We start from the raw sequence: 18,081 nt of genomic DNA, 5'->3' as shown, positions 1-18,081 counted from the left end.
TGAGAATGGATGCTTTCCATACACAGGAGTTGCCATGTTGTCCGTTTCCGCCTTCCGCCGCGTGGTGCGCGCCAGCGCCATTTACGATGTGCTCATGATTGCCCCGTTTACCACGCCGTGGACGTTTTTGCTGCTGCGCGAGCACTTGAACGCCATCAACCTGGCCCTGGGCGGCGCGCCACTGCCAGTGTTCGAACCCTTGCATTTGCTCATCAGCAGCTTGCTGGGCAGCGTGGTGATGGTCTGGTCGGTGCTGCGCATGCTCGATCCGCAGCCGCGCTTCGGCCGCTACGACGCGGTGGCCCGCTACCTGTTTTCCACCTGGATGGCGTGGGCCTTGCTCATGACGGGCCAGCCTCTGCTGTGGCTATTCCTCGTGCCGGAGCTGGCCTGGGGCCTCGCGCAAAGCTTGCCGGTGCGCCGCAGCGAGGGTGGGCGGGAAGGGGGCGCGCGCGAATCGCTGTTGAGATGACGATAACGAAATGCAATAATGGCCGTGCTCGCAGTGCAACAATGACTGCAATGAACGACTATTAAGGGAATGACTATGCAGCAGGATGCCGTAGGAAAAAACATGGCGTTGCTCGATCCGGTGGTGGCGCCGCGTATCGCGGTGACGCGCCTGGTGACGGGCCTGCTGCAAGGTTTGCTGCTGTACTGGCTGTACAGCACGGCGCAAGACAAGGTGTGGCCTGCCACGGAAGCCTATCTGCTGGGCCCGTTGATGCTGATCAGCTTGCTGTTGCCCATCCTGCTGGTATCCAGCCTGGGCCACATGTCGCTCAAGCGCATCGCCCTGTGGATGGCCGGCGCGGCCGTCGTGCTGGCCGTGCTGGCCTGGCACGACGTGGCGCGCGGCGCCGAGCATGTGATTTGGGGCAACTACAAGCCGGGCGCGCCGCTGCGCGTGATTTCGGCCCAGCTGTTCGGTTTTTGCGTGGTGGGGTTTTATATCGCCCACGCGCTGGTGCTGGCCAGCGCCCAGGATGGCCGGCGCATCGCCCGCTACCCGACCTACTTTGAAATCGCCTGGAAGCTGGGTATCCAGCTGCTGTTTTCCCTGCTGTTCGTGCTGGGCCTGTGGCTGGTGCTGTGGCTGGGCGGGCAATTGTTCCTGCTGATTAAGCTCAGTTTCCTGAAAAAGCTGCTGGGCCAGGCCTGGTTCGTGATTCCCGTCATCTGCTTCGCGTTTTCCTTTGCCATCCATATCACGGACGTGCGCCCATCCATCGTGCGCGGCATCCGCACCTTGCTGCTGGTGCTGCTGTCGTGGCTGATGCCGATCGCCGCCGTGCTCGTCTCCGGTTTCCTGCTGACCTTGCCTTTCATCGGCTTCGAGCGCCTGTGGGCCACGCGCCATGCGGCGTCCGTGCTGCTGGGCATGGCCGGCGTGCTGGTGGTGCTGATCAATGCCGCCTTCCAGAATGGCGAAGTGGGCCATGGCGTGGCGCGCGGCATCCGCCTGGGCACGCGTCTGGCCTGCCTGCTGCTGCCGTGGGTGGTGGGCATCGCCATCTACGCGCTGACCTTGCGCGTGATGTCGCACGGCTGGACGTCCGACCGCCTGATCGCGGCCGCCTGCCTGCTGGTCGCCACCTGCTACGCCGCCGGCTATGCCTGGGCGGCCAGCAAGTATGGCGACTGGCTGCACCTGATCGCCAACGTCAACGTGGCCACCGCCTTTGTGACCCTGCTGGTGCTGTTTGCCCTGTTTTCGCCGCTGGCGGACCCGGCGCGCATTTCCGTGGCCAGCCAGATGGCGCGCCTGGACAGCGGCAAGGTTGGCGTGGACAAGTTCGATTTCGAATACCTGCGCTTCCAGGGTGCCCGCTATGGCCAGGCGGCCCTGCAGGAATTGACGAAACGCACGACGGGCCCGGATGCGGCCATCGTGCGGGCGCGCGCCGACGCCATGCTCAAGCGCCAGAATCGCCTCGACGAGACGGGCGCGCTGAGCGACGTGTCGATCAACCTGACCCTGCGTCCGGCGACGGCGAAGCTGCCGGACAGTTTCCTGCGCCAGGACTGGACGCAAGTGGGCCCCGCCTGGCGCCTGCCCGCCTGCTTGAAGCGGGCAGGGCCGCAGTGCGACGCCTACCTGCTGGATTTCGATGGCGACGGCAAGCAGGACGTGTTGCTGATCAGCAATGATCCGCGCGCCTCGTCGGTGTTGCTGGCGGAAAAAGAAGACGGCAGCTGGACGGCGCGCGGGCAAATCCCCACCGATGCCCTGCGCTGCAAGCCCCTGCGCGAGAAGCTGCAAGCGGGCCAGTTCCAGCTGGTGCCGCCGAAGGTACGCGAGCTGGAAGTGGACGGCCAGCGCGTGCCGATGACCTTGTATACACCGGAGGACGAGGTCAGCTGCCCGGACGAGACGGCGCCGGTCCCGTAGATGGCAGGAAGCGGGCGCGCAGCGGGGTTTGTAGCGCGGCTTGCAGCGCGGGATGGAACCGCCAGCGTGCCCTGAAGGCAGCAAGGTCGTGCACTGAATCATTGCGACGGTCCCGTATCGGCGGAAGCTGCGAATGACGATGGCCGGCCGGAGGCTGCCACTGAAGCGTTGAATCTGACGGCGCTGGCCGAAGCCCCCTTCTGGCGAGAGCAGATCGGACGGAAGCGGAGGTTGTTTATTTTCCTCACCGAGGTGATTTAATTTTTCTGCAATATGTTGCGCAATATATTGTATGATTGAATCTCACCGAGGGGGGAACATCAGAATGCGTTATCACTTATGTCTGCTTCAAACGCTGTCGGCCTTGTCCATCCTGTGCGCACCGGGCGCTTTTGCCGGGGAGCCTGGCCTTTCGCGCAATGAAAAGAGCGAGATCATCGCCTCCCTCAATAGCACCTTGAATGCAAACTACGCGTTTCCGGACATCGCAAGAAAAATTGCGCCGGTGCTTCAGGAACATCTGACCAAGGGCGATTATGACTCGGCGACGACGCAGGCAGAGTTTGCGGGCAAGCTGACGGACGACCTCGTCAAAGTCAGCGGCGACCTGCATTTCTTCGTGGGCGCCGACCCAGCATGGATCGCGGAATTCAAGGCAAAGGCCAACCCGACGCTCAAGGCCAAGATACGAAAAGAGGAATTGAGCCGGCTGGAGGAGACCAATTTCGGTTTCGATGAGGTCGCTCGCCTGAAGGGAAACATCGGCTACCTACGCTTCAGCTATTTTGCCGATCCGGAACTTGCCCATGATACGGCGGCGTCCGTTATGCGCTTCGTCGGCAATACGGACGCCCTCATCATCGATTTGCGCTATAACAATGGTGGGCATCTGGAAATGGCGCAGTTTCTGGCGAGCTATTTCTTCTCCAGCGAGAAAGACCAGCTGCTCTTCGACTATTACTATAATGAGGATGGCAAGCGTATCCAGCGCGGGCAATGGGTGTTGCCGGGCTTGCCGGGCAAGCGCATGGTGGACAAGCCCGTGTATATCCTGACCGGCTCCACGTCGTTTTCCTCCGCAGAATGGTTTTCCTATGCGATGAAGAAGCTCGGGCGAGCGACACTGATCGGGGAGCGCACCGCCGGTGGTGCGCATCCGGTGGCGCGCAAGCCGCTCAACGACGATTTCTTCGTGCAAGTGCCGATCGGCCAGATCCAGGATCCCGTGGAGCATGGCGATTTCGAAGGAACCGGCGTGCAACCCGATATTCCAAGCCCGTCCATCCGCGCGCTGCCTCTGGCGCACAAGCTGGCGCTTGAACATCTGGCGAAGACCGATGAGGCCAGGCGAACCGAACTTGCCTGGCTGCTCCCCGGCTTGACGGCAGCGATCGAGCGCCCGCATGTCGATGTCGGGCTGTTGACGCAAGCCGCCGGAAAATATGAAGGCCGCCAGATCGTCCTGGACAAGGGCACGCTCTACACTATCTGGCGCGACCGGTTTCGCGTCGCGCTGGAGCCGATCGGTCCCGACCTGTTCGCGGTGGAAGGCGTGTCGGATTTTCGATACCGCTTGAATGTTTCGCGTGGGAAAGTGACGGCGCTGGAACGCGTGAACCAGGACGGCAGCATCCAGAGGTACAAGCGCCTTGACTGAGAAGACACCTCACCCGGCCGCGATCGATGACGCCGTGTTTCTCGGCCGCGCCGTCGAACGGCTGAGCGTCCTGATCGCTGAGCAATCCAAGAGCGTCTTCGACACGATGGGGATCGTCATCCCGGTGCGTTCGTGTTCGCTGATGACTGTTCTTGCGACGCTCGGCACGGCCTCCGCCTCGGACCTGGCGCGCGAACTCGGACATTCGCACCAGCTGGTCATGCAAAAGATACCCAAGCTGCTCCGCCTGGGCCTGATACAGCATCGGAACGATGACAATGATGCCCGGCGACGGATATTCATGCCCACTGATGAGGGTTTGTCGCAGCTGGCGAAATTCGGGCAGTGCACGGTGCTGATACGGGCGGCCTATGCCGGCTTGTTTGCCGAGGTGGGGGACGTCAGGCAATTCGTGGATCGGGCCGCCGATGCCCTCCACGCGAAGCCGCTGGACAAACGCATCGATTCCCCGGGCTGACGCAGACGGTTCCGCTTCAGGCCGCGAGCAGAGCTTTCCGCATGCTTGTCCGGGCGGGGGGCCGCTGTAGCAGTCGTTCGACTGATACAGCATGTGCTTGTATGCGTCGCCTTGTGCCTTGTCCCTGGCGTGCCGCGCTTCTAGACTGGGGCCTTCTCCACGCTGCGATTGCCTGCCATGACCGAACTCTTGCCCCTGATGAGCTATTGCTTCGTGATGTCCGCCACGCCCGGGCCGAATAACGTCATGCTGGCCACCACCGGCGCCAATTTCGGCTATCGCGGTGCGCTGCCGGTGATCCTCGGCATCCAGGCCGGCATCTTCGTGCAGACCGTGCTCATGTGCGTGGGGCTGGGCAGCGTGTTCGTCGCGTATCCGATGGCGCAGCAGGTGCTGCGGGTCGCGGGCGCGCTGTACCTGATATTCCTGGCCTGGAAGCTGGCCGGCGCCTCGGTGGCGGGAAGCAGCGCGCCGAAGGCCGTGTCGTTTGCGCAGGCGGCGCTGTTTCAGGCGCTGAACCCCAAGAGCTGGCTCAAGGCGGTCACCATGGCGTCCGTCTTCATGCCTGCGCAGGGCAATATGCTCGCCAGCGCGCTGCTGGTGTCCGTGACCGGCACCGTGGTGGGCACGCCGTGCAACGCCATGTGGGCGCTGTTCGGCGTCTCGATCCGCAGCGTGCTGAAAGCGCCCCGCAACCAGCGCATCTTCAATCTGGCGATGGGGGCCGTCCTGCTGGTCCTCGCCGTGCTGTTTTTGCGTTAGACTGCCACCCATGTTCGCCATCGACCGCTCCTCGCCCATCGCCCTGTTCCAGCAGATCGAGGCCGCATTGCGCCAGCAGATCGCGCAACGCGTCCTGCCCGGCGGGACCAGGCTGCCGTCGATCCGCCAGCTCGCCACGCAGCTCGCGGTGAGCACCAACACCGTGGTGGTGGCGTATGACAGGCTGGTGGCCGCAGGCGTCATCGATACCCACGGCACGACGGGCTTCTTCGTCTGCACGCCAGCTGACGCCGGCAGCGCCATTCCCGACGAGGTGGCGCTGGAAGCGGGCCAGGAGCAGGAGCCGGTGTGGCTGAGCCAGCAAGTGAACGACCAGCGTCCGGGCGTGATATTGGCCAGCAGCGGCGCCTTGCCGCCCACCTGGCTGCAGGATGCGCTGCCGGCGGCCGCCGTCCAGCGCGGCCTGGCGCGCAGCGCGGCCGGCATGGCCTCGCGCTGTCCGCCGCAAGGGCTGGCCGAACTGCGCGAGCAGATCGCGCTGCTGTTGCGCGGCATCGGCGTCGCCGCGGACGCCAGCCACATCCTCACCACGTTCGGCGGCACCCATGCAATCGATCTGATCTGCCGCACGTTTCTGCAGCCCGGCGATACGGTGCTGGTGGAAGACCCCGGATATTTCCTGATGTTCGGCAGGCTGCGCCAGGATGGCGTGCGCCTGGTGCCCATCAGGCGCCGCCCCGATGGCCTCGACCTGGACGAGCTGGAAGCGGCCTGCCGCGCGCACCGTCCGCGCCTGCTGTTCGTGCAGACGGCCTTGCACAACCCCACCGGGTGGAGCAGCAGCGCCGCCAATCTGCACAAGGTGCTGATCATGGCGCAGCAGCATGGCTTCCTGATCGCCGAAGATGACGTGCATGGCCATTTCCAGCCGGGCCACAGCACGCGGCTGGCATCGCTGTCCGGGCTGGACGGCGTGATCTACTACTCCAGCCTGTGCAAGGCGCTGAGCCCGGCCCTGCGCATGGGCTACCTGGCCGCGGCGCCCGCCCTGCTCAAGCTGCTGATGCGCACCAAGATTCACGCCATCATGACTTTGCCTGCGCTGAACGAATACGTTTTGCTGGAAGTGCTCAAGGCCGGCAACCTGCGCAAGCACCTGGAGCGGCTGCAACGCAAGATCATGGTGGCGCGCAACGCCAGCACGCGGCAATTGAGCGCGGCCGGCGTGCTGTTCGAGCAGCCCGGCGACGCCGGCATTTTCCTGTGGGGCAGCATGCCCGAAGGGCTGGACGTGGACTTGCTGGTGCAGGACGCCTACCGCAACAAGATCCTGCTGATGCGCGGCGCCGCGTTCTCGGCCAACGACACGCCCGACCAGCACATCCGCTTCAACGTCGCCTTCAGCCAGCATCCCCGCGTGAGCGCCTACCTTGAAGAACGCCTGCGCGCGGTGGCTGGCGCACGCTCAAGCCTGGCCCGCGCCAGCGCCGCCGCCAGCCTCGGCGGCAAGCCCTGAGCATGGTCTGCGCCTTTCCTTGTCATTTGTTGATATTCTGGAGGGGTTCTTTTTTCGCCAGCGTGTCAATTTGGTGTGCCGCCACCCGTCGCCGGGACGGCGCACCGGTTGTCCATTCCACTTTCACCAGGGAAATAAGGAAGCGCCATGAACAAACAGATCATCCTCAACCTGCCCGTGAAGGACCTGGAGAAATCCAGGGCCTTCTTTTCCGCCCTCGGCTTTACCTTCAATTCCCGCTTCAGCGGCGAGAACGCGGCCTTCATGAACATCGTCGACGACACCATCCAGGCCATGCTGACGACCGAAGCCTTCTTCCAGTCCCTGATCGGCAAGCCGGTGGCGAAGGCAAAGGAGGCCAATGAAGTGGTCATTTGCCTCAGTTGCGAAAGCCGGGAAGAGGTGGACAGCCTGATCACCAGGGCCAAGGCCGCCGGTGGCCGCATACCGCATCCGCCGGAAGACCATGGCTTCATGTACGACCAGGGCTTCGAGGATATCGATGGCCACCTGTGGAACCTGGTCTGGACGGCGCCGGAAGCCTGAAGCGCCGAGCAAGCGGAACAGGCCGGATCAGTTTTTCGTGCGCACCTGGCGCACGTGGTTTTCCAGTTCGCTGAACGAGGGGCGTTCCGTGGCGGAAATGACCTTGCGGCCGAATTCCACGGCCAGCGCCGGGGCATAGCCGTTCAGGCTGGCCAGCAGGGTCACTTTCACGCACTGGTACATCTTTGCCGTTTCATGGTGCTTGCGGCGCAGCAAGCTGGCCAGCGGCGCGATGAAGCCATAGGCCAGCAGGATGCCGATGAAGGTGCCCACCAGCGCCTGCGCGATCAGCACGCCCAGCTCGGCCGGCGGCAAGCCGACGGACGCCATCGTGTGCACCACGCCCATCACGGCGGCCACGATGCCGAAGGCGGGCATGGCGTCGGCCAGCTGCGAAATCGTCTGGATCGGCATTTCCGCATCTTCGTGGTGCGTCTCGATCTCGTTATCCATCAGGTTTTCGATCTGATAAGCATCCATATTGCCCGACACCATCAGGCGCAGATAATCGGTAATGAATTCCAGGATGTGCTCGTCACCGAGCGTGTACGGGTATTTCACGAAGATGGGGCTGCGGTACGGGTCGTCGATATCGTCCTCGACCGACATCAAGCCTTCCTTGCGGATCTTGCTGAGGATTTCATACATTAGTCCCATCAGTTCCATATAGCGGGCCTTCGTGTATTGCGAGCCGTGGAACAGGGTGGGGATGGCCGCGAACGTGGCGCGGATGGCCTTGGCGTCGTTGCCGACAAAGAAGGTGCCCAGCGCCGCGCCGCCGATCATCAGCAGTTCCAGCGGCTGGAACAGGGCCGCCAAATGGCCGCCCTGCATGGCGAAGCCGCCGAAGACGGAAAACAGCACGACGAGAAATCCGAGTATGACTAGCAAAACCTACTCCTTCATAATATTGCCATATCGCAATATTGTAGTGTAACCCGATTTGCCTGCGGTAGCCGCGTCCGGCTGCAATTGCTGGATGAGAAAATTGATAAAAGCGCGCACTTTGGCGGGCAATTGGTGACGGCTCGGATAATAGGCGTACAGGTCGGCCGGCGCCAGCGCGTAATCGTCCAGCACAACGCGCAGGCGGCCGCTGTCGAGGTAGCGGGCCAGGTCCCATTCCGAGCGCAGCAGGATGCCGTGCCCGTCCAGGGCCCAGCCCAGCACCACGTCGCCATCGTTGCTGGCCACCGTGCCGCGCACCTTCACAGTGTGGGTGGCACGCCCTTTGCTCAAGCGCCAGATGCCGTAGGCGTCATCGTTTTGCCGGTGCACGATGCAGCGGTGCTGCGCCAGCTCGTCCGGGGTGTGCGGCGTGCCGTGCGCCTGCAGGTAGGCGGGCGAGGCGCACAGGAAGCGCCGGTTCGACATGATCTTGCGCGCCGACAAACGCGTGTCGGGCAAGTCGCCGAAGCGGATGCCCAGGTCGTACGCCTGCTCGACCAGGTTGATGGGGCTGTCCGTCAGTTGCAGCTGCACTTCCAGCTGCGGGTGGCGCAGGGCGAATTGCGACAGCAGGGGCGCGATCACCGTGCGGCCGAAACCCAAGGTGGCATTCACGCGCAGCAGCCCGCGCGGTTCGGCGCTGCCGCTGGCCAGCGACTCTTCCATGGCGCGGATATCGTCGAGGATTTGCCGCGCCTGCTGCAAATAACTTTCGCCGTCTCCCGTCAGGCTGATGCGCCGCGTGCTGCGGTTCAGCAGGCGCACGCCCAGGCGCTGCTCCATCAGCTGCAGACGCTTGCTGACGGCGGGCGGCGTGATGCCCAGTTCGCGCGCCGTGGCCGACAGGCTGCCCAGCTTGGCCAGCAGCACAAAGAAGGCCATTTCCGTGGTGGCGTCGCTTTTCATTATTAACTTCAAGTGAAGAATGGTTTAAATTGCTATCGATTATACGACTGTATATCGCGGTTAAGCTGGCGTCACCATTCAAGCACAGGAGACCCGCATGAAAATCGTCGAGATCCGCGAAAAGACCATCCCCATCTCTTCCCCCATCCGCAACGCCTACATCGATTTCACCAAGATGACGTTAAGCCTGGTGGCCGTCGTCACGGATGTGATGCGCGACGGCAAGCCCGTCGTCGGCTACGGCTTCAATTCGAATGGCCGCTACGGCCAGGGCATGCTGATGCGCGAGCGCTTCATTCCCCGCATCCTCGACGCCGATCCCGCCAGCCTCGTGACGGATGACGGCGCCAATCTCGACCCGCACAAGGTATGGGATTGCATGTACACCAATGAAAAGCCGGGCGGCCATGGCGAGCGCTCGGTGGCCATCGGCACCATCGACATGGCCATCTGGGATGCCGTGGCGAAGATCGAGCGCAAGCCCCTGTTCCAGCTGCTGGCCGAGCGCCACGGCACGGGCGTGCCGGACAAACAAGTGTTCGTGTATGCGGCCGGCGGCTATTACTACCCGGGCCAGAGCCTGTCCGCCCTGCAGGACGAGATGCGCAGCTATGTCGACCGCGGCTACACGGTGGTCAAGAAAAAGATCGGCGGCGCTTCGCTGGACGAAGACTTGCGCCGCATCGACGCCATCATGGACGTGCTGCAGGATGGCCAGAAGCTGTGCGTGGATGCCAACGGCCGTTTCGACCTCGACACGTCGATCGCCTACGCCAAGGCGCTGCGCCAGTACGACCTGTTCTGGTACGAGGAGGCGGGCGATCCGCTCGACTTCGAGCTGCAGGCGACCTTGCGCAGCTATTACGACAAGCCGATGGCGACGGGCGAAAACCTGTTTTCCATGCAGGATGCGCGCAACCTGATCCGCTACGGCGGCATGCGCGCCGACCGCGACTGGCTGCAGTTCGACTGCGCCCTCAGCTACGGCCTGGTGGAATACCTGCGCACCCTGGACATGTTGCAGCAGCACGGCTGGTCGCGCAGCCGCTGCATTCCGCACGGCGGCCACCAGATGTCCCTGAATATCGCGGCCGGCCTGGGCCTGGGCGGCAATGAATCGTATCCCGATCTGTTCCAGCCGTTCGGCGGCTTCCCCGACGGCGTCAGAGTGGAAAACGGCCACATCACCATGCCGGACCTGGTCGGCATCGGCTTCGAGGGCAAGGCGAACCTGTATGCGGAAATGCGCGCGCTGAGCGGGCAATAGGCTCAGGCCGGCGCCTGGCGTTTCATCTGTGCGGCGGGGCTGCTCTTTTCCCAGCGGAACAGCCACATGATGATCAGCTTGGTCGTGGCGCTGACGCAGGCCAGCAGCAGCAGGGGCCAGCCCGTTTCCAGCCCCATGACGCAGGCGAAGAAGATGGTGCTGGCATCCATCGCCAGGATGAACTGGCTCATTTTCAGGGAGACGGCGCCCGTCTTGCCCGAGCGCCAGATCAAGCGGATCTGGTGCGCGTAGCCCTGCGCCAGCAGCACGGTGACGGCGACGAGCAGGCCTTGCGAGATCACGCGCTTTTCATCGCTGAAGGTGGGGCCGAAGGCCAGCCCCGCCATGCCCGCGCCCAGCAGCAGTGCGCAGGCCAGCAGCGCATTGCGCGATGTCAAGCTGCGGCGGTCGCGGTGGATTTCATACAGGATGGCCAGCGCGATCAGCGAGGCGATCAAACGGGGCCAGACGATGTAGTGGTTGAACGGCGTGATCGAATAGCCGTACACAAAGAACGCGCAATACGCGAGGAAGCTGACGGTGAACTGGTTGATGGACAGGATGTCGGTCGTCTTGCCGGCGCCGATGCCGGCATCGCGCTTGCGCTGCCAGATTTTTTGCAGCTGCGACCACAGCCCGTACAGGCTGACGACGATGAAGAGGGAATTGAGGCTGCCGGCAAGGGCGTACAGGGAAGGGGGTTGCAAGGTATCTCCTGGGAAAGCCAAGGCGCCGCCGCCGTGACAGGCCACCTTGTCTATACATTTTATTTTGGCAATATGCTCTCATGAAATAAATTAGCAGGCAAGCAATGATTGCGCCGTCGGGGCCTGTTGCCGCGGTACTTGCCTGAACGTACCTGTTCCTGCGCTTGGCCCTATAATTGCGGCATGACTTTCTTATCACATCGTGCCCGCTCCGTGCTGGGCAGTATCGGCAAAATGGCCGTTTCCCTGATTCTCCTGTCGACCGCACTGTGGGGCGCGCTGGCGCTGTGGTACCAGCTGTCCGGCGGCACGGCCGCGCAAGCCGTCGGCGCGCTGCTGTGGGGCGCGCTGGGCGTGGCCAGCGTCGCGCTGTGGTGGACGCGCGGCGATGCGCGCGTGCTGCTGCCGTATGCGGCCGGGTTTCTCCTGCTGCTCCTGTGGTGGAGCCTGATCACGCCGAAGCAGCAGCGCGTGTGGGCCGACGATGTGGCGCGCAACGTCACGGGCACGGTCAAGGGCAACACCGTCACCCTGGACAATGTGCGCAATTTCGACTGGCGCAGCGATGACGACTACACGGTCAAGTGGGAACGGCGCAGCTACGACCTCGACGAACTGCGCACGGTGGACACGGCGCTGTCGTACTGGACGGGGCCGTACATTGCGCACACCCTGATCTCGTTCGGCTTTGCGGACGGGCGCTTTTTGACGTTTTCCATCGAAATCCGCAAGGAAAAGGGCGAGAGCTTTTCCGCCATCGGCGGCTTTTTCAAGCATTTCGAGATGAGCCTGATCGCCGCCGACGAGCGCGACATCCTGCGCGTGCGCACGAATGCGCGGGGCGAGGACATGCATCTGTACCGCGTGATGATGCCCAAGGCGGCCATGCGCTCGCTGTTCCTCGCCTACCTGGACGAAGCGCAATCGCTGAAGAACCAGCCGCAGTTCTACAACACCCTGACGGCCAACTGCACCACCATCGTCTTCGAGATGGTGCGCCGCATCGTGCCGGGCCTGCCGCTCGACTACCGGCTGATGGCTTCGGGCTACCTGGACCGCTACCTGTTCGACGTCAAGGGCCTGGTGCCCGGCCAGACCTTCCAGCAGCTGCGCGATGGCGGCCACGTCACGGCGCGCGCGCGGGCGGCCAACGACGACGCGGACTTTTCGCATGCGATCCGCCGCGGCATGCCGGGCTACGATGAAACGGGCCACCCGAAGCTGCAAATGCCCAGGCAGTAATCAACTTGCAGCACAACGTCCAACCAAACCGTAGCGAGCGGAAGGAAGAGGTGGTCGAGAAGCGGAACTGTACTTTAGTACAGTGAGCATCGCAGGCCGCCTATGCCGACGCGCAGTAGGCTTGGTTGGGCGTTATCTGTCATTGCTTTATACTGTCGCTATCCCGACCGGCCGCACATTGCGGCCGGTCTCACTTCATGACTAAATAATAAGAAGGCCCGCTATGCCATTTTCCTCACTGGGTCTGATTCCCGCCCTGGTCCGCGCCGTCGACAAGGCCGGCTATGCCGCGCCGACGGCCATCCAGGCGGCCGCCATTCCCGCCATCCTGCGCGGCAGCGACGTGCTGGGCGCGGCGCAGACGGGTTCCGGCAAGACGGCCGCCTATGCGCTGCCGCTGCTGCAGGCGCTGATGGCGCCCGTTTCCGGCCCGCGCCAGGTGCGCGCGCTGATCCTCGTGCCCACGCGCGAGCTGGCGGCGCAGGTGGGGCAGACGGTGCACGCGCTGGCCAAGCCGCTGCCGATCAAACTGAAGATTTCCGTGCTGTTCGGCGGCGTGTCGATCAATCCGCAGATGATGGATTTGCGCGGCGGCGCCGATATCGTCGTCGCCACGCCGGGCCGCCTGCTGGACCTGGTGCGCCAGAATGCCGTCAAACTGGGCGGCGTGTCGCTGTTCGTCCTGGATGAAGCCGACCGTTTGCTCGACATGGGTTTCAGCGAAGAGATCAACGCCATCCTGGCGCTGCTGCCCAAGCAGCGGCAAAACCTGTTCTTCTCCGCCACCTTCCCCGACAACGTGCAGGCGCTGGCCGACGGCCTGCTCAGCGAACCCGTGCGCATCGAAGTGGCGTCCGAACCGCAGGACAAGCCCGACATCGTGCAGCGCGCCATCACGGTGGACGTGCCGCGCCGCACGCAGCTGCTGCGCTACCTGATCCTGCAGCAGCAGTGGGAGCGCGTGCTGGTGTTCGTCGCCACCAAGTACGCGGCCGAACACGTGGCCGACAAGCTGCAGCGCGCTGGCCTGCACGTGGGCGCCTTCCACGGCGAATTCAGCCAGGGCACGCGCAGCCAGCTGCTGGCCGACTTCAAGGCGTGCCGCTTGCAGGTGCTGGTGGCCACCGACGTGGCCGCGCGCGGCATCGACATCGCCGGCCTGCCGGCCGTCGTCAACTATGACTTGCCCCGTTCGGCCGTCGACTACACGCACCGCATCGGCCGCACGGGCCGCGCCGGTGAAAGCGGCACGGCCATCAGTTTCGTGACGGCCGATACGGAAGCGCATTTCCGTTTGATCGAAAACCGCAACGACTTGCGCATCGTGCGCGAAGTGGTGGCCGGTTTCGAGCCGACGGAGCTGCCCGCGCCCGTGCATCCCGTCACCGATACGGTCAACGGCGGCGTAAAGGGTGCGCGCAAGAGCAAAAAGGACAAATTGCGCGAAGCGGCGGCCCTGGCGGCGAAGGCGGCCGAGGGCAATTAAATCCACCTTATGTGCGCTAGCCGCTTGAACGGCCACGTTTCCCGGACTAAGATTGTGTTTCTATAAAGCAAGGGGACGGAAATGCACGGGATCATCATCAAACGGGCGGCCGCTGCCGCCTGCCTCGCGGCGCTGGCCGCTTGCGCCGGCATGGGCGGCAACCACGGCACGTCCGGCATGCAGATGCCGGGCAATACGCCGGCCGATGCCGCCGTGGCCGCCACCTGGTACAACCCACCCAGCGAATTTCCCGGTATTTGCCTGACCCAGTTCAAGGATGGCAGCCTGCGTTTCGACGGCGGTTTCGCCTTTTTCAATCCGGGCCGCTGGGCCTACGATGGGGCCACGTCCGAACTGCGTTTGCAGCTGGCGCCGACCCCGTCGCTGGAACTGGCGCACGCGCAAACGGTGCTGCACCAGAACCTGCTGAGGGTCGAGGCGGCCAGGAACACGCTGGTGTACGCCGTGAAAGCCGATACGCAAGCCATCGGCCTGGGCGGCTTTGTGTTTTACCGCGACACGCCGTGTCCGGCACGGCGCGGATAAGTGCCGGATAAATGGCGGATAAGTGCCATAGAGGAATATTTAGTCGTATAATTTCAAGGCAGGCTGGCTGCCGCGCAAGACTCTCCCGCGCGGCGGATCCCCCCTTCAGGCAAGCTCCCGTATCGCCATGGCGATGAGAGGATGGTCCGATGGATGTGCACGATGAGCATGGTATGCCAGGGACTGTGGCGGCGGACGCCGTGGCGTCGCCGCGCACCTTGCTGCTGGTCGATGACGAGCCGAATATCCTCGCTTCCCTGAAGCGCCTGCTGCGGCGCGACGGTTACCATATTTTGACGGCCGGCAGCGGCCAGGAAGGGCTGGAAGTGCTGGCCAGCCATGCCGTCGACGTCATCGTGTCGGACCAGCGCATGCCCGGCATGCTGGGCGCCGACTTCCTGCGCAAGGCCAAGCTGCTGTGTCCGCAAACCATCCGCATCATGCTGTCGGGCTATACCGAATTGCAGGCCGTCACGGACGCCGTCAACGAAGGCGCCATCTTCAAGTTTCTTACCAAACCCTGGGAAGACCATCAGCTGCGCGAGCATATCGCCGAAGCGTTTCGCCTGAAGGGCATCGACGACGACAATGTGCGCCTGAATGCGCAGTTGCGCGACGTCAACCAGGCGCTGGCGGCCGCGAATGCCGCCATGCAGGCGCTGGTGTGCCAGCAGCAGCACCAGATCAGCCGCGACGAGGTCAGCCTGGGCATCGCGCGCGAAGTGCTGCAATTCCTGCCGCTGCCCGTGATCGGGCTCGACGACGAAGGCATGATCGCTTTCATCAACGGGGCAGCCGCCAGCCTGTTCGAACGGGGTGCGGCCTTGCTGGGCAACGAGGCGGCGATCGTCCTGCCGCAGCTGTTCGACGGGCAGGGCACGCCTCGCCTGGCCGCCATCGATGGCCAGCCGTATGTCGTGGCCGTCCATCCCATGGGCTTGCATTCGCGCTCGCGCGGCAGCCTGGTCACCCTGAGTCGTCATGGAGCGGGTACATGAGTATAAGCGTGAGTGCAAGCGTGAGTGAAAGCGGCCGCGAGATTTCCATGGAGCAGGCGCAGGAAGGCATGGTGCTGGCGCAAGCCTTGAATGACGCCAGCGGCGCCGTGCTGCTGGCCCAGGGTGCCACGCTGACGGCGGCGAACCTGACGGCCTTGCGCAGGCGCAATGTGGAGCGCTGCCACGTCGTCATGGAAGCGGAGCCTGACCCCGCCGCGCAGGCGCATGCCGAGCAGGAACGGGTACGCCGCCTGGAACGGCTGGCCGTGCTGTTCCGCGCCACGCCGCCCGATTCCGCGGGGGCGGAACTGCTGGCGCTGCTGCAGCGCTACCGGCAAGGGGGTGCGGCATGACACGCCTCAGTTTTGAACACATCATTCGCCAGATACAGGAACTGCCCTCGCTGCCGGTGGTGGTGCTGGAACTGTTGTCGAGTATGGACCAGGACGACACGGACGTGCATGTGCTGGCGCAAAAGATCGAGCTGGACCAGGCCCTGGCGGCAAAGACCTTGCGCATTGCCAACTCCTCGTTCTACGGCATGCAATCGAAGGTCACCAGCATTCCGCAAGCCGTTTCCGTGCTGGGCTTTCACAGCATCCGCACCGTCGTCACGGCCTGCGCCCTGACGGGCAGCTTCGCGCCCGTCAGCGGCGGCTTCGATTTCCAGGCGTTCTGGCGCCATTCGCTGGCCACGGCCATCGCCGCGCGCCTGCTGGCGCCGCACTTGCGCGTCAATCCCGAAACGGCGTTCACGGCGGGACTGCTGCACGACCTGGGCACCCTGGTGCTGGTGACGCGCTTCCCGGACGAGCACGCGCTCGTGCGCAGCCACCGCCAGGCGCAGGATTGCCAGATGGCCGAGGCGGAACTGGCCGTCATCGGCATCGATCACGCGCAAGTGGGCAGCGCCCTGGCCGCTTACTGGAAGTTTCCCGAAGCGATACAACAGGCGGTGGCCGACCACCACGCCATCGAGCGCCTGGACGCGGGCGGCTTGCCGCTGGCCGTGCACCTGGCCAATGCCGTCGCCCTGGGGCTCGACCTGGCCGGCGTCGACGATGCGCTCGTGCCGCCCCTGTCGGCCACGGGCTGGCGCAGCGTCGCCCTGGACGAGCCCGCCTGGCTGGCGCTGCTGCGGCAAACGGAACACACCTTCGATGAAATGTCGCGGATCATGCTGGCATGAACAGGATACAGGCCATGGACACAGAAGCAGGGCAGGCACTGCCCGCCACGCCGGAACGCCGCCAGGGAGACACCATCGCGCTGTCGGCGTTTTTCGACGGCCATCCCGTGGCCACGTTCGCCATCGACACGGACCATGTGATCACGCACTGGAATAGCGCCTGCGAACAGTTGCTGGGCTTTACGGCCGCCGAGATGGTCGGCACGCGCGACCACTGGAAGGCGTTTTATCCGCAGCCGCGCGCCTGCCTGGCCGACCTGCTGGTGGCCGACGATATCGCGCTCGGTGAAAATGACCTTTACCTGGGCAAGCTGAAGCGCTCTCCCGTGATCCCCGGCGCCTTTGAGGCCGAGGATTTCTTTGCCGATATCGGCCCGGACGGCCATTGGCTGCATTTCACGGCGGCACCCCTGCGCGACCGCCAGGGACGCCTGGTGGGCGCCATCGAAACCCTGCGCGACGTGAGCGAGCGGCGCCTGGCGGAACTGGCGTTGCGCAAGGCGCACGACAACCTGGAACACCTGGTGGCCAAGCGCACGGCCCAGCTGGCCGAAATGAACGAGCGCCTGGCCGACGATATCCGCCAGCGCCAGATCGCCGATCTGGAGTTGCGCGAGCGCAACCTGGCCCTGACGGAATTGAACAGCAAGCTGTCGCTGGCCCAGCAAAAGCTGCTGCAGTCGGAAAAGCTGGCCTCGATCGGCCAGCTGGCCGCGGGCGTGGCGCACGAGATCAACAATCCCATCGGCTATGTGTTTTCCAACGTCGGCACCCTGGAAGGCTACCTGGACGACCTGTTTTCCATGCTCGACGCCTATGAGGAAGCCGAGCCGGCCGTCGCCGACCCCGTGGTGGCGGCGCGCCTGCGGGCGCTGCGCGAGCAGATCGACCTGGATTTCCTGCGCACCGACATACCGATGCTGATGGGCGAATCGAAGGAAGGCATTGCGCGCGTGCGCCGCATCGTGCAGGACTTGAAGGATTTTTCGCGCACGGACGCGCACCAGGAGTGGGTCTGGGCCGACTTGCGCCAGGGCATCGATACCACGCTCAATATCGTGAACAACGAGGTCAAGTACAAGGCCGACGTGGTGCGCGAGTATGCCGACATTCCCGATATCGAATGCCAGCCTTCCGAACTGAACCAGGTGATCATGAACCTGGTCGTCAACGGGGCCCACGCCATGGGCGAGGAGCGCGGACGCATCACCCTGCGCACGGGCAGCGACAACGCCACGGAAGTGTGGATCGAAGTCGAGGACACGGGCGGCGGCATCGCGCCCGAACACCTGTCGCGCATCTTCGACCCCTTCTTCACCACCAAGGCCGTCGGCAAGGGCACGGGGCTGGGCCTGTCGCTGGCCTACACGACGGTGCAGAAACACCACGGCCGCATCGACGTGCGCAGCGTCATCGGCCGCGGCACCACCTTCCGCATCACCTTGCCCGTGCGCCAGGCGCAGGCCGTCGCACCATGACC

Annotated in this window: 17 protein-coding genes and 1 pseudogene; 15 read left to right on the top strand and 3 right to left on the bottom strand. The window is 64.1% G+C overall.

Going from position 1 to position 18,081, the window contains the following annotated elements; genetic code table 11:
* The first annotated feature begins 34 nt into the window (after positions 1-34).
* The 7 genes and pseudogenes from NCG91_RS24760 to NCG91_RS24730 all read left to right on the top strand — a co-directional run bounded on the left by NCG91_RS24760 (position 35) and on the right by NCG91_RS24730 (position 7,312).
* Positions 35-472, top strand: a complete 438-nt coding sequence (locus NCG91_RS24760; RefSeq protein WP_251351615.1) for a hypothetical protein — start codon at positions 35-37, stop codon at positions 470-472.
* 273 nt (positions 473-745) lie between these two features.
* Positions 746-2,392: pseudogene (locus NCG91_RS24755) on the top strand (DUF4153 domain-containing protein); the annotation flags it as partial.
* Positions 2,393-2,717: 325 nt separating this feature from the next.
* Positions 2,718-4,049 carry a S41 family peptidase gene (locus NCG91_RS24750; RefSeq protein ID WP_251351613.1) on the top strand — a complete coding sequence of 444 codons (1,332 nt, stop codon included), beginning with the start codon at positions 2,718-2,720 and terminating at the stop codon, positions 4,047-4,049.
* The gene (locus tag NCG91_RS24745; RefSeq protein ID WP_251351612.1) at positions 4,042-4,527 is read left to right on the top strand and encodes a MarR family winged helix-turn-helix transcriptional regulator; all 486 of its coding nucleotides are present in this window, start codon (positions 4,042-4,044) and stop codon (positions 4,525-4,527) included. The genes NCG91_RS24750 and NCG91_RS24745 overlap by 8 nt, the downstream gene beginning before the upstream one ends.
* A gap of 177 nt (positions 4,528-4,704) precedes the next feature.
* Positions 4,705-5,289 carry a LysE family translocator gene (locus NCG91_RS24740; RefSeq protein ID WP_251351611.1) on the top strand — a complete coding sequence of 195 codons (585 nt, stop codon included), beginning with the start codon at positions 4,705-4,707 and terminating at the stop codon, positions 5,287-5,289.
* Positions 5,290-5,299: 10 nt separating this feature from the next.
* Entirely contained in the window at positions 5,300-6,766 is a 1,467-nt protein-coding gene (locus tag NCG91_RS24735) for an aminotransferase-like domain-containing protein (protein WP_251351610.1), read from the top strand.
* A 147-nt stretch (positions 6,767-6,913) separates the two neighbouring features.
* On the top strand, positions 6,914-7,312 hold the full coding sequence (locus NCG91_RS24730) for a VOC family protein (RefSeq protein WP_251351609.1): 399 nt from the start codon (positions 6,914-6,916) through the stop codon (positions 7,310-7,312).
* 27 nt (positions 7,313-7,339) lie between these two features.
* On the opposite strand, the gene motA is transcribed toward NCG91_RS24730, so the two are convergent.
* Both motA and NCG91_RS24720 read right to left on the bottom strand, forming a co-directional pair.
* Positions 7,340-8,203 carry a flagellar motor stator protein MotA gene (motA, locus tag NCG91_RS24725; RefSeq protein WP_077406831.1) on the bottom strand — a complete coding sequence of 288 codons (864 nt, stop codon included), beginning with the start codon at positions 8,201-8,203 and terminating at the stop codon, positions 7,340-7,342.
* A gap of 3 nt (positions 8,204-8,206) precedes the next feature.
* A complete protein-coding gene (locus tag NCG91_RS24720) occupies positions 8,207-9,166 on the bottom strand; it encodes a LysR family transcriptional regulator (RefSeq protein WP_251351608.1) in 960 nt (319 codons plus the stop codon).
* A gap of 97 nt (positions 9,167-9,263) precedes the next feature.
* On the opposite strand from NCG91_RS24720, the gene NCG91_RS24715 reads away from it, so the two are divergent.
* Positions 9,264-10,433, top strand: a complete 1,170-nt coding sequence (locus NCG91_RS24715) for a mandelate racemase/muconate lactonizing enzyme family protein (protein ID WP_251351607.1) — start codon at positions 9,264-9,266, stop codon at positions 10,431-10,433.
* A gap of 2 nt (positions 10,434-10,435) precedes the next feature.
* Here NCG91_RS24715 and NCG91_RS24710 read toward each other — a convergent pair whose 3' ends face one another.
* A complete protein-coding gene (locus NCG91_RS24710) occupies positions 10,436-11,140 on the bottom strand; it encodes a hypothetical protein (RefSeq protein ID WP_251351606.1) in 705 nt (234 codons plus the stop codon).
* Positions 11,141-11,323: 183 nt separating this feature from the next.
* On the opposite strand from NCG91_RS24710, the gene NCG91_RS24705 reads away from it, so the two are divergent.
* The 7 genes from NCG91_RS24705 to NCG91_RS24675 all read left to right on the top strand — a co-directional run bounded on the left by NCG91_RS24705 (position 11,324) and on the right by NCG91_RS24675 (position 18,079).
* Positions 11,324-12,382 (top strand): Lnb N-terminal periplasmic domain-containing protein, encoded by a 1,059-nt coding sequence (locus NCG91_RS24705; RefSeq protein WP_251351605.1) that lies wholly within the window; start codon positions 11,324-11,326, stop codon positions 12,380-12,382.
* A gap of 223 nt (positions 12,383-12,605) precedes the next feature.
* The gene (locus NCG91_RS24700; RefSeq protein ID WP_251351604.1) at positions 12,606-13,868 is read left to right on the top strand and encodes a DEAD/DEAH box helicase; all 1,263 of its coding nucleotides are present in this window, start codon (positions 12,606-12,608) and stop codon (positions 13,866-13,868) included.
* Between the two features lie 81 nt (positions 13,869-13,949).
* The gene (locus tag NCG91_RS24695; protein WP_251351603.1) at positions 13,950-14,414 is read left to right on the top strand and encodes a hypothetical protein; all 465 of its coding nucleotides are present in this window, start codon (positions 13,950-13,952) and stop codon (positions 14,412-14,414) included.
* Positions 14,415-14,587: 173 nt separating this feature from the next.
* Complete coding sequence (locus NCG91_RS24690; protein ID WP_251351602.1) at positions 14,588-15,412, top strand: response regulator; 825 nt, start codon at positions 14,588-14,590, stop codon at positions 15,410-15,412.
* Complete coding sequence (locus NCG91_RS24685; RefSeq protein ID WP_251351601.1) at positions 15,409-15,765, top strand: hypothetical protein; 357 nt, start codon at positions 15,409-15,411, stop codon at positions 15,763-15,765. Before NCG91_RS24690 ends, NCG91_RS24685 begins: the two co-directional genes overlap by 4 nt.
* A complete protein-coding gene (locus NCG91_RS24680; protein ID WP_251351600.1) occupies positions 15,762-16,601 on the top strand; it encodes an HDOD domain-containing protein in 840 nt (279 codons plus the stop codon). Before NCG91_RS24685 ends, NCG91_RS24680 begins: the two co-directional genes overlap by 4 nt.
* 14 nt (positions 16,602-16,615) lie before the next feature.
* Positions 16,616-18,079: an ATP-binding protein gene (locus tag NCG91_RS24675; protein WP_251351599.1), complete on the top strand. Its 1,464-nt coding sequence runs from the start codon at positions 16,616-16,618 to the stop codon at positions 18,077-18,079.
* Positions 18,080-18,081 lie beyond the last annotated feature (2 nt).

Source organism: Janthinobacterium kumbetense (assembly GCF_023703445.1).
GTDB classification, from domain to species: Bacteria; Pseudomonadota; Gammaproteobacteria; order Burkholderiales; family Burkholderiaceae_D; genus Janthinobacterium; species Janthinobacterium kumbetense.
The sequence above is the reverse complement of the archived record's forward strand: the minus strand, read 5'-3'. Positions and strand labels throughout refer to the sequence as shown.

Bases quoted from the DNA above. Each gene is read 5' to 3' on its own strand.
- NCG91_RS24730 (WP_251351609.1), top strand. From the start codon at position 6,914: ATGAACAAACAGATCATCCTCAACCTGCCCGTGAAGGACCTGGAGAAA.
- NCG91_RS24720 (WP_251351608.1), bottom strand. From the start codon at position 9,166: ATGAAAAGCGACGCCACCACGGAAATGGCCTTCTTTGTGCTGCTGGCC.
- NCG91_RS24705 (WP_251351605.1), top strand. From the start codon at position 11,324: ATGACTTTCTTATCACATCGTGCCCGCTCCGTGCTGGGCAGTATCGGC.
- NCG91_RS24715 (WP_251351607.1), top strand. From the start codon at position 9,264: ATGAAAATCGTCGAGATCCGCGAAAAGACCATCCCCATCTCTTCCCCC.
- NCG91_RS24675 (WP_251351599.1), top strand. From the start codon at position 16,616: ATGGACACAGAAGCAGGGCAGGCACTGCCCGCCACGCCGGAACGCCGC.
- NCG91_RS24695 (WP_251351603.1), top strand. From the start codon at position 13,950: ATGCACGGGATCATCATCAAACGGGCGGCCGCTGCCGCCTGCCTCGCG.
- NCG91_RS24690 (WP_251351602.1), top strand. From the start codon at position 14,588: ATGCCAGGGACTGTGGCGGCGGACGCCGTGGCGTCGCCGCGCACCTTG.
- NCG91_RS24760 (WP_251351615.1), top strand. From the start codon at position 35: ATGTTGTCCGTTTCCGCCTTCCGCCGCGTGGTGCGCGCCAGCGCCATT.
- NCG91_RS24680 (WP_251351600.1), top strand. From the start codon at position 15,762: ATGACACGCCTCAGTTTTGAACACATCATTCGCCAGATACAGGAACTG.
- NCG91_RS24735 (WP_251351610.1), top strand. From the start codon at position 5,300: ATGTTCGCCATCGACCGCTCCTCGCCCATCGCCCTGTTCCAGCAGATC.
- NCG91_RS24750 (WP_251351613.1), top strand. From the start codon at position 2,718: ATGCGTTATCACTTATGTCTGCTTCAAACGCTGTCGGCCTTGTCCATC.
- NCG91_RS24685 (WP_251351601.1), top strand. From the start codon at position 15,409: ATGAGTATAAGCGTGAGTGCAAGCGTGAGTGAAAGCGGCCGCGAGATT.
- NCG91_RS24740 (WP_251351611.1), top strand. From the start codon at position 4,705: ATGACCGAACTCTTGCCCCTGATGAGCTATTGCTTCGTGATGTCCGCC.
- NCG91_RS24700 (WP_251351604.1), top strand. From the start codon at position 12,606: ATGCCATTTTCCTCACTGGGTCTGATTCCCGCCCTGGTCCGCGCCGTC.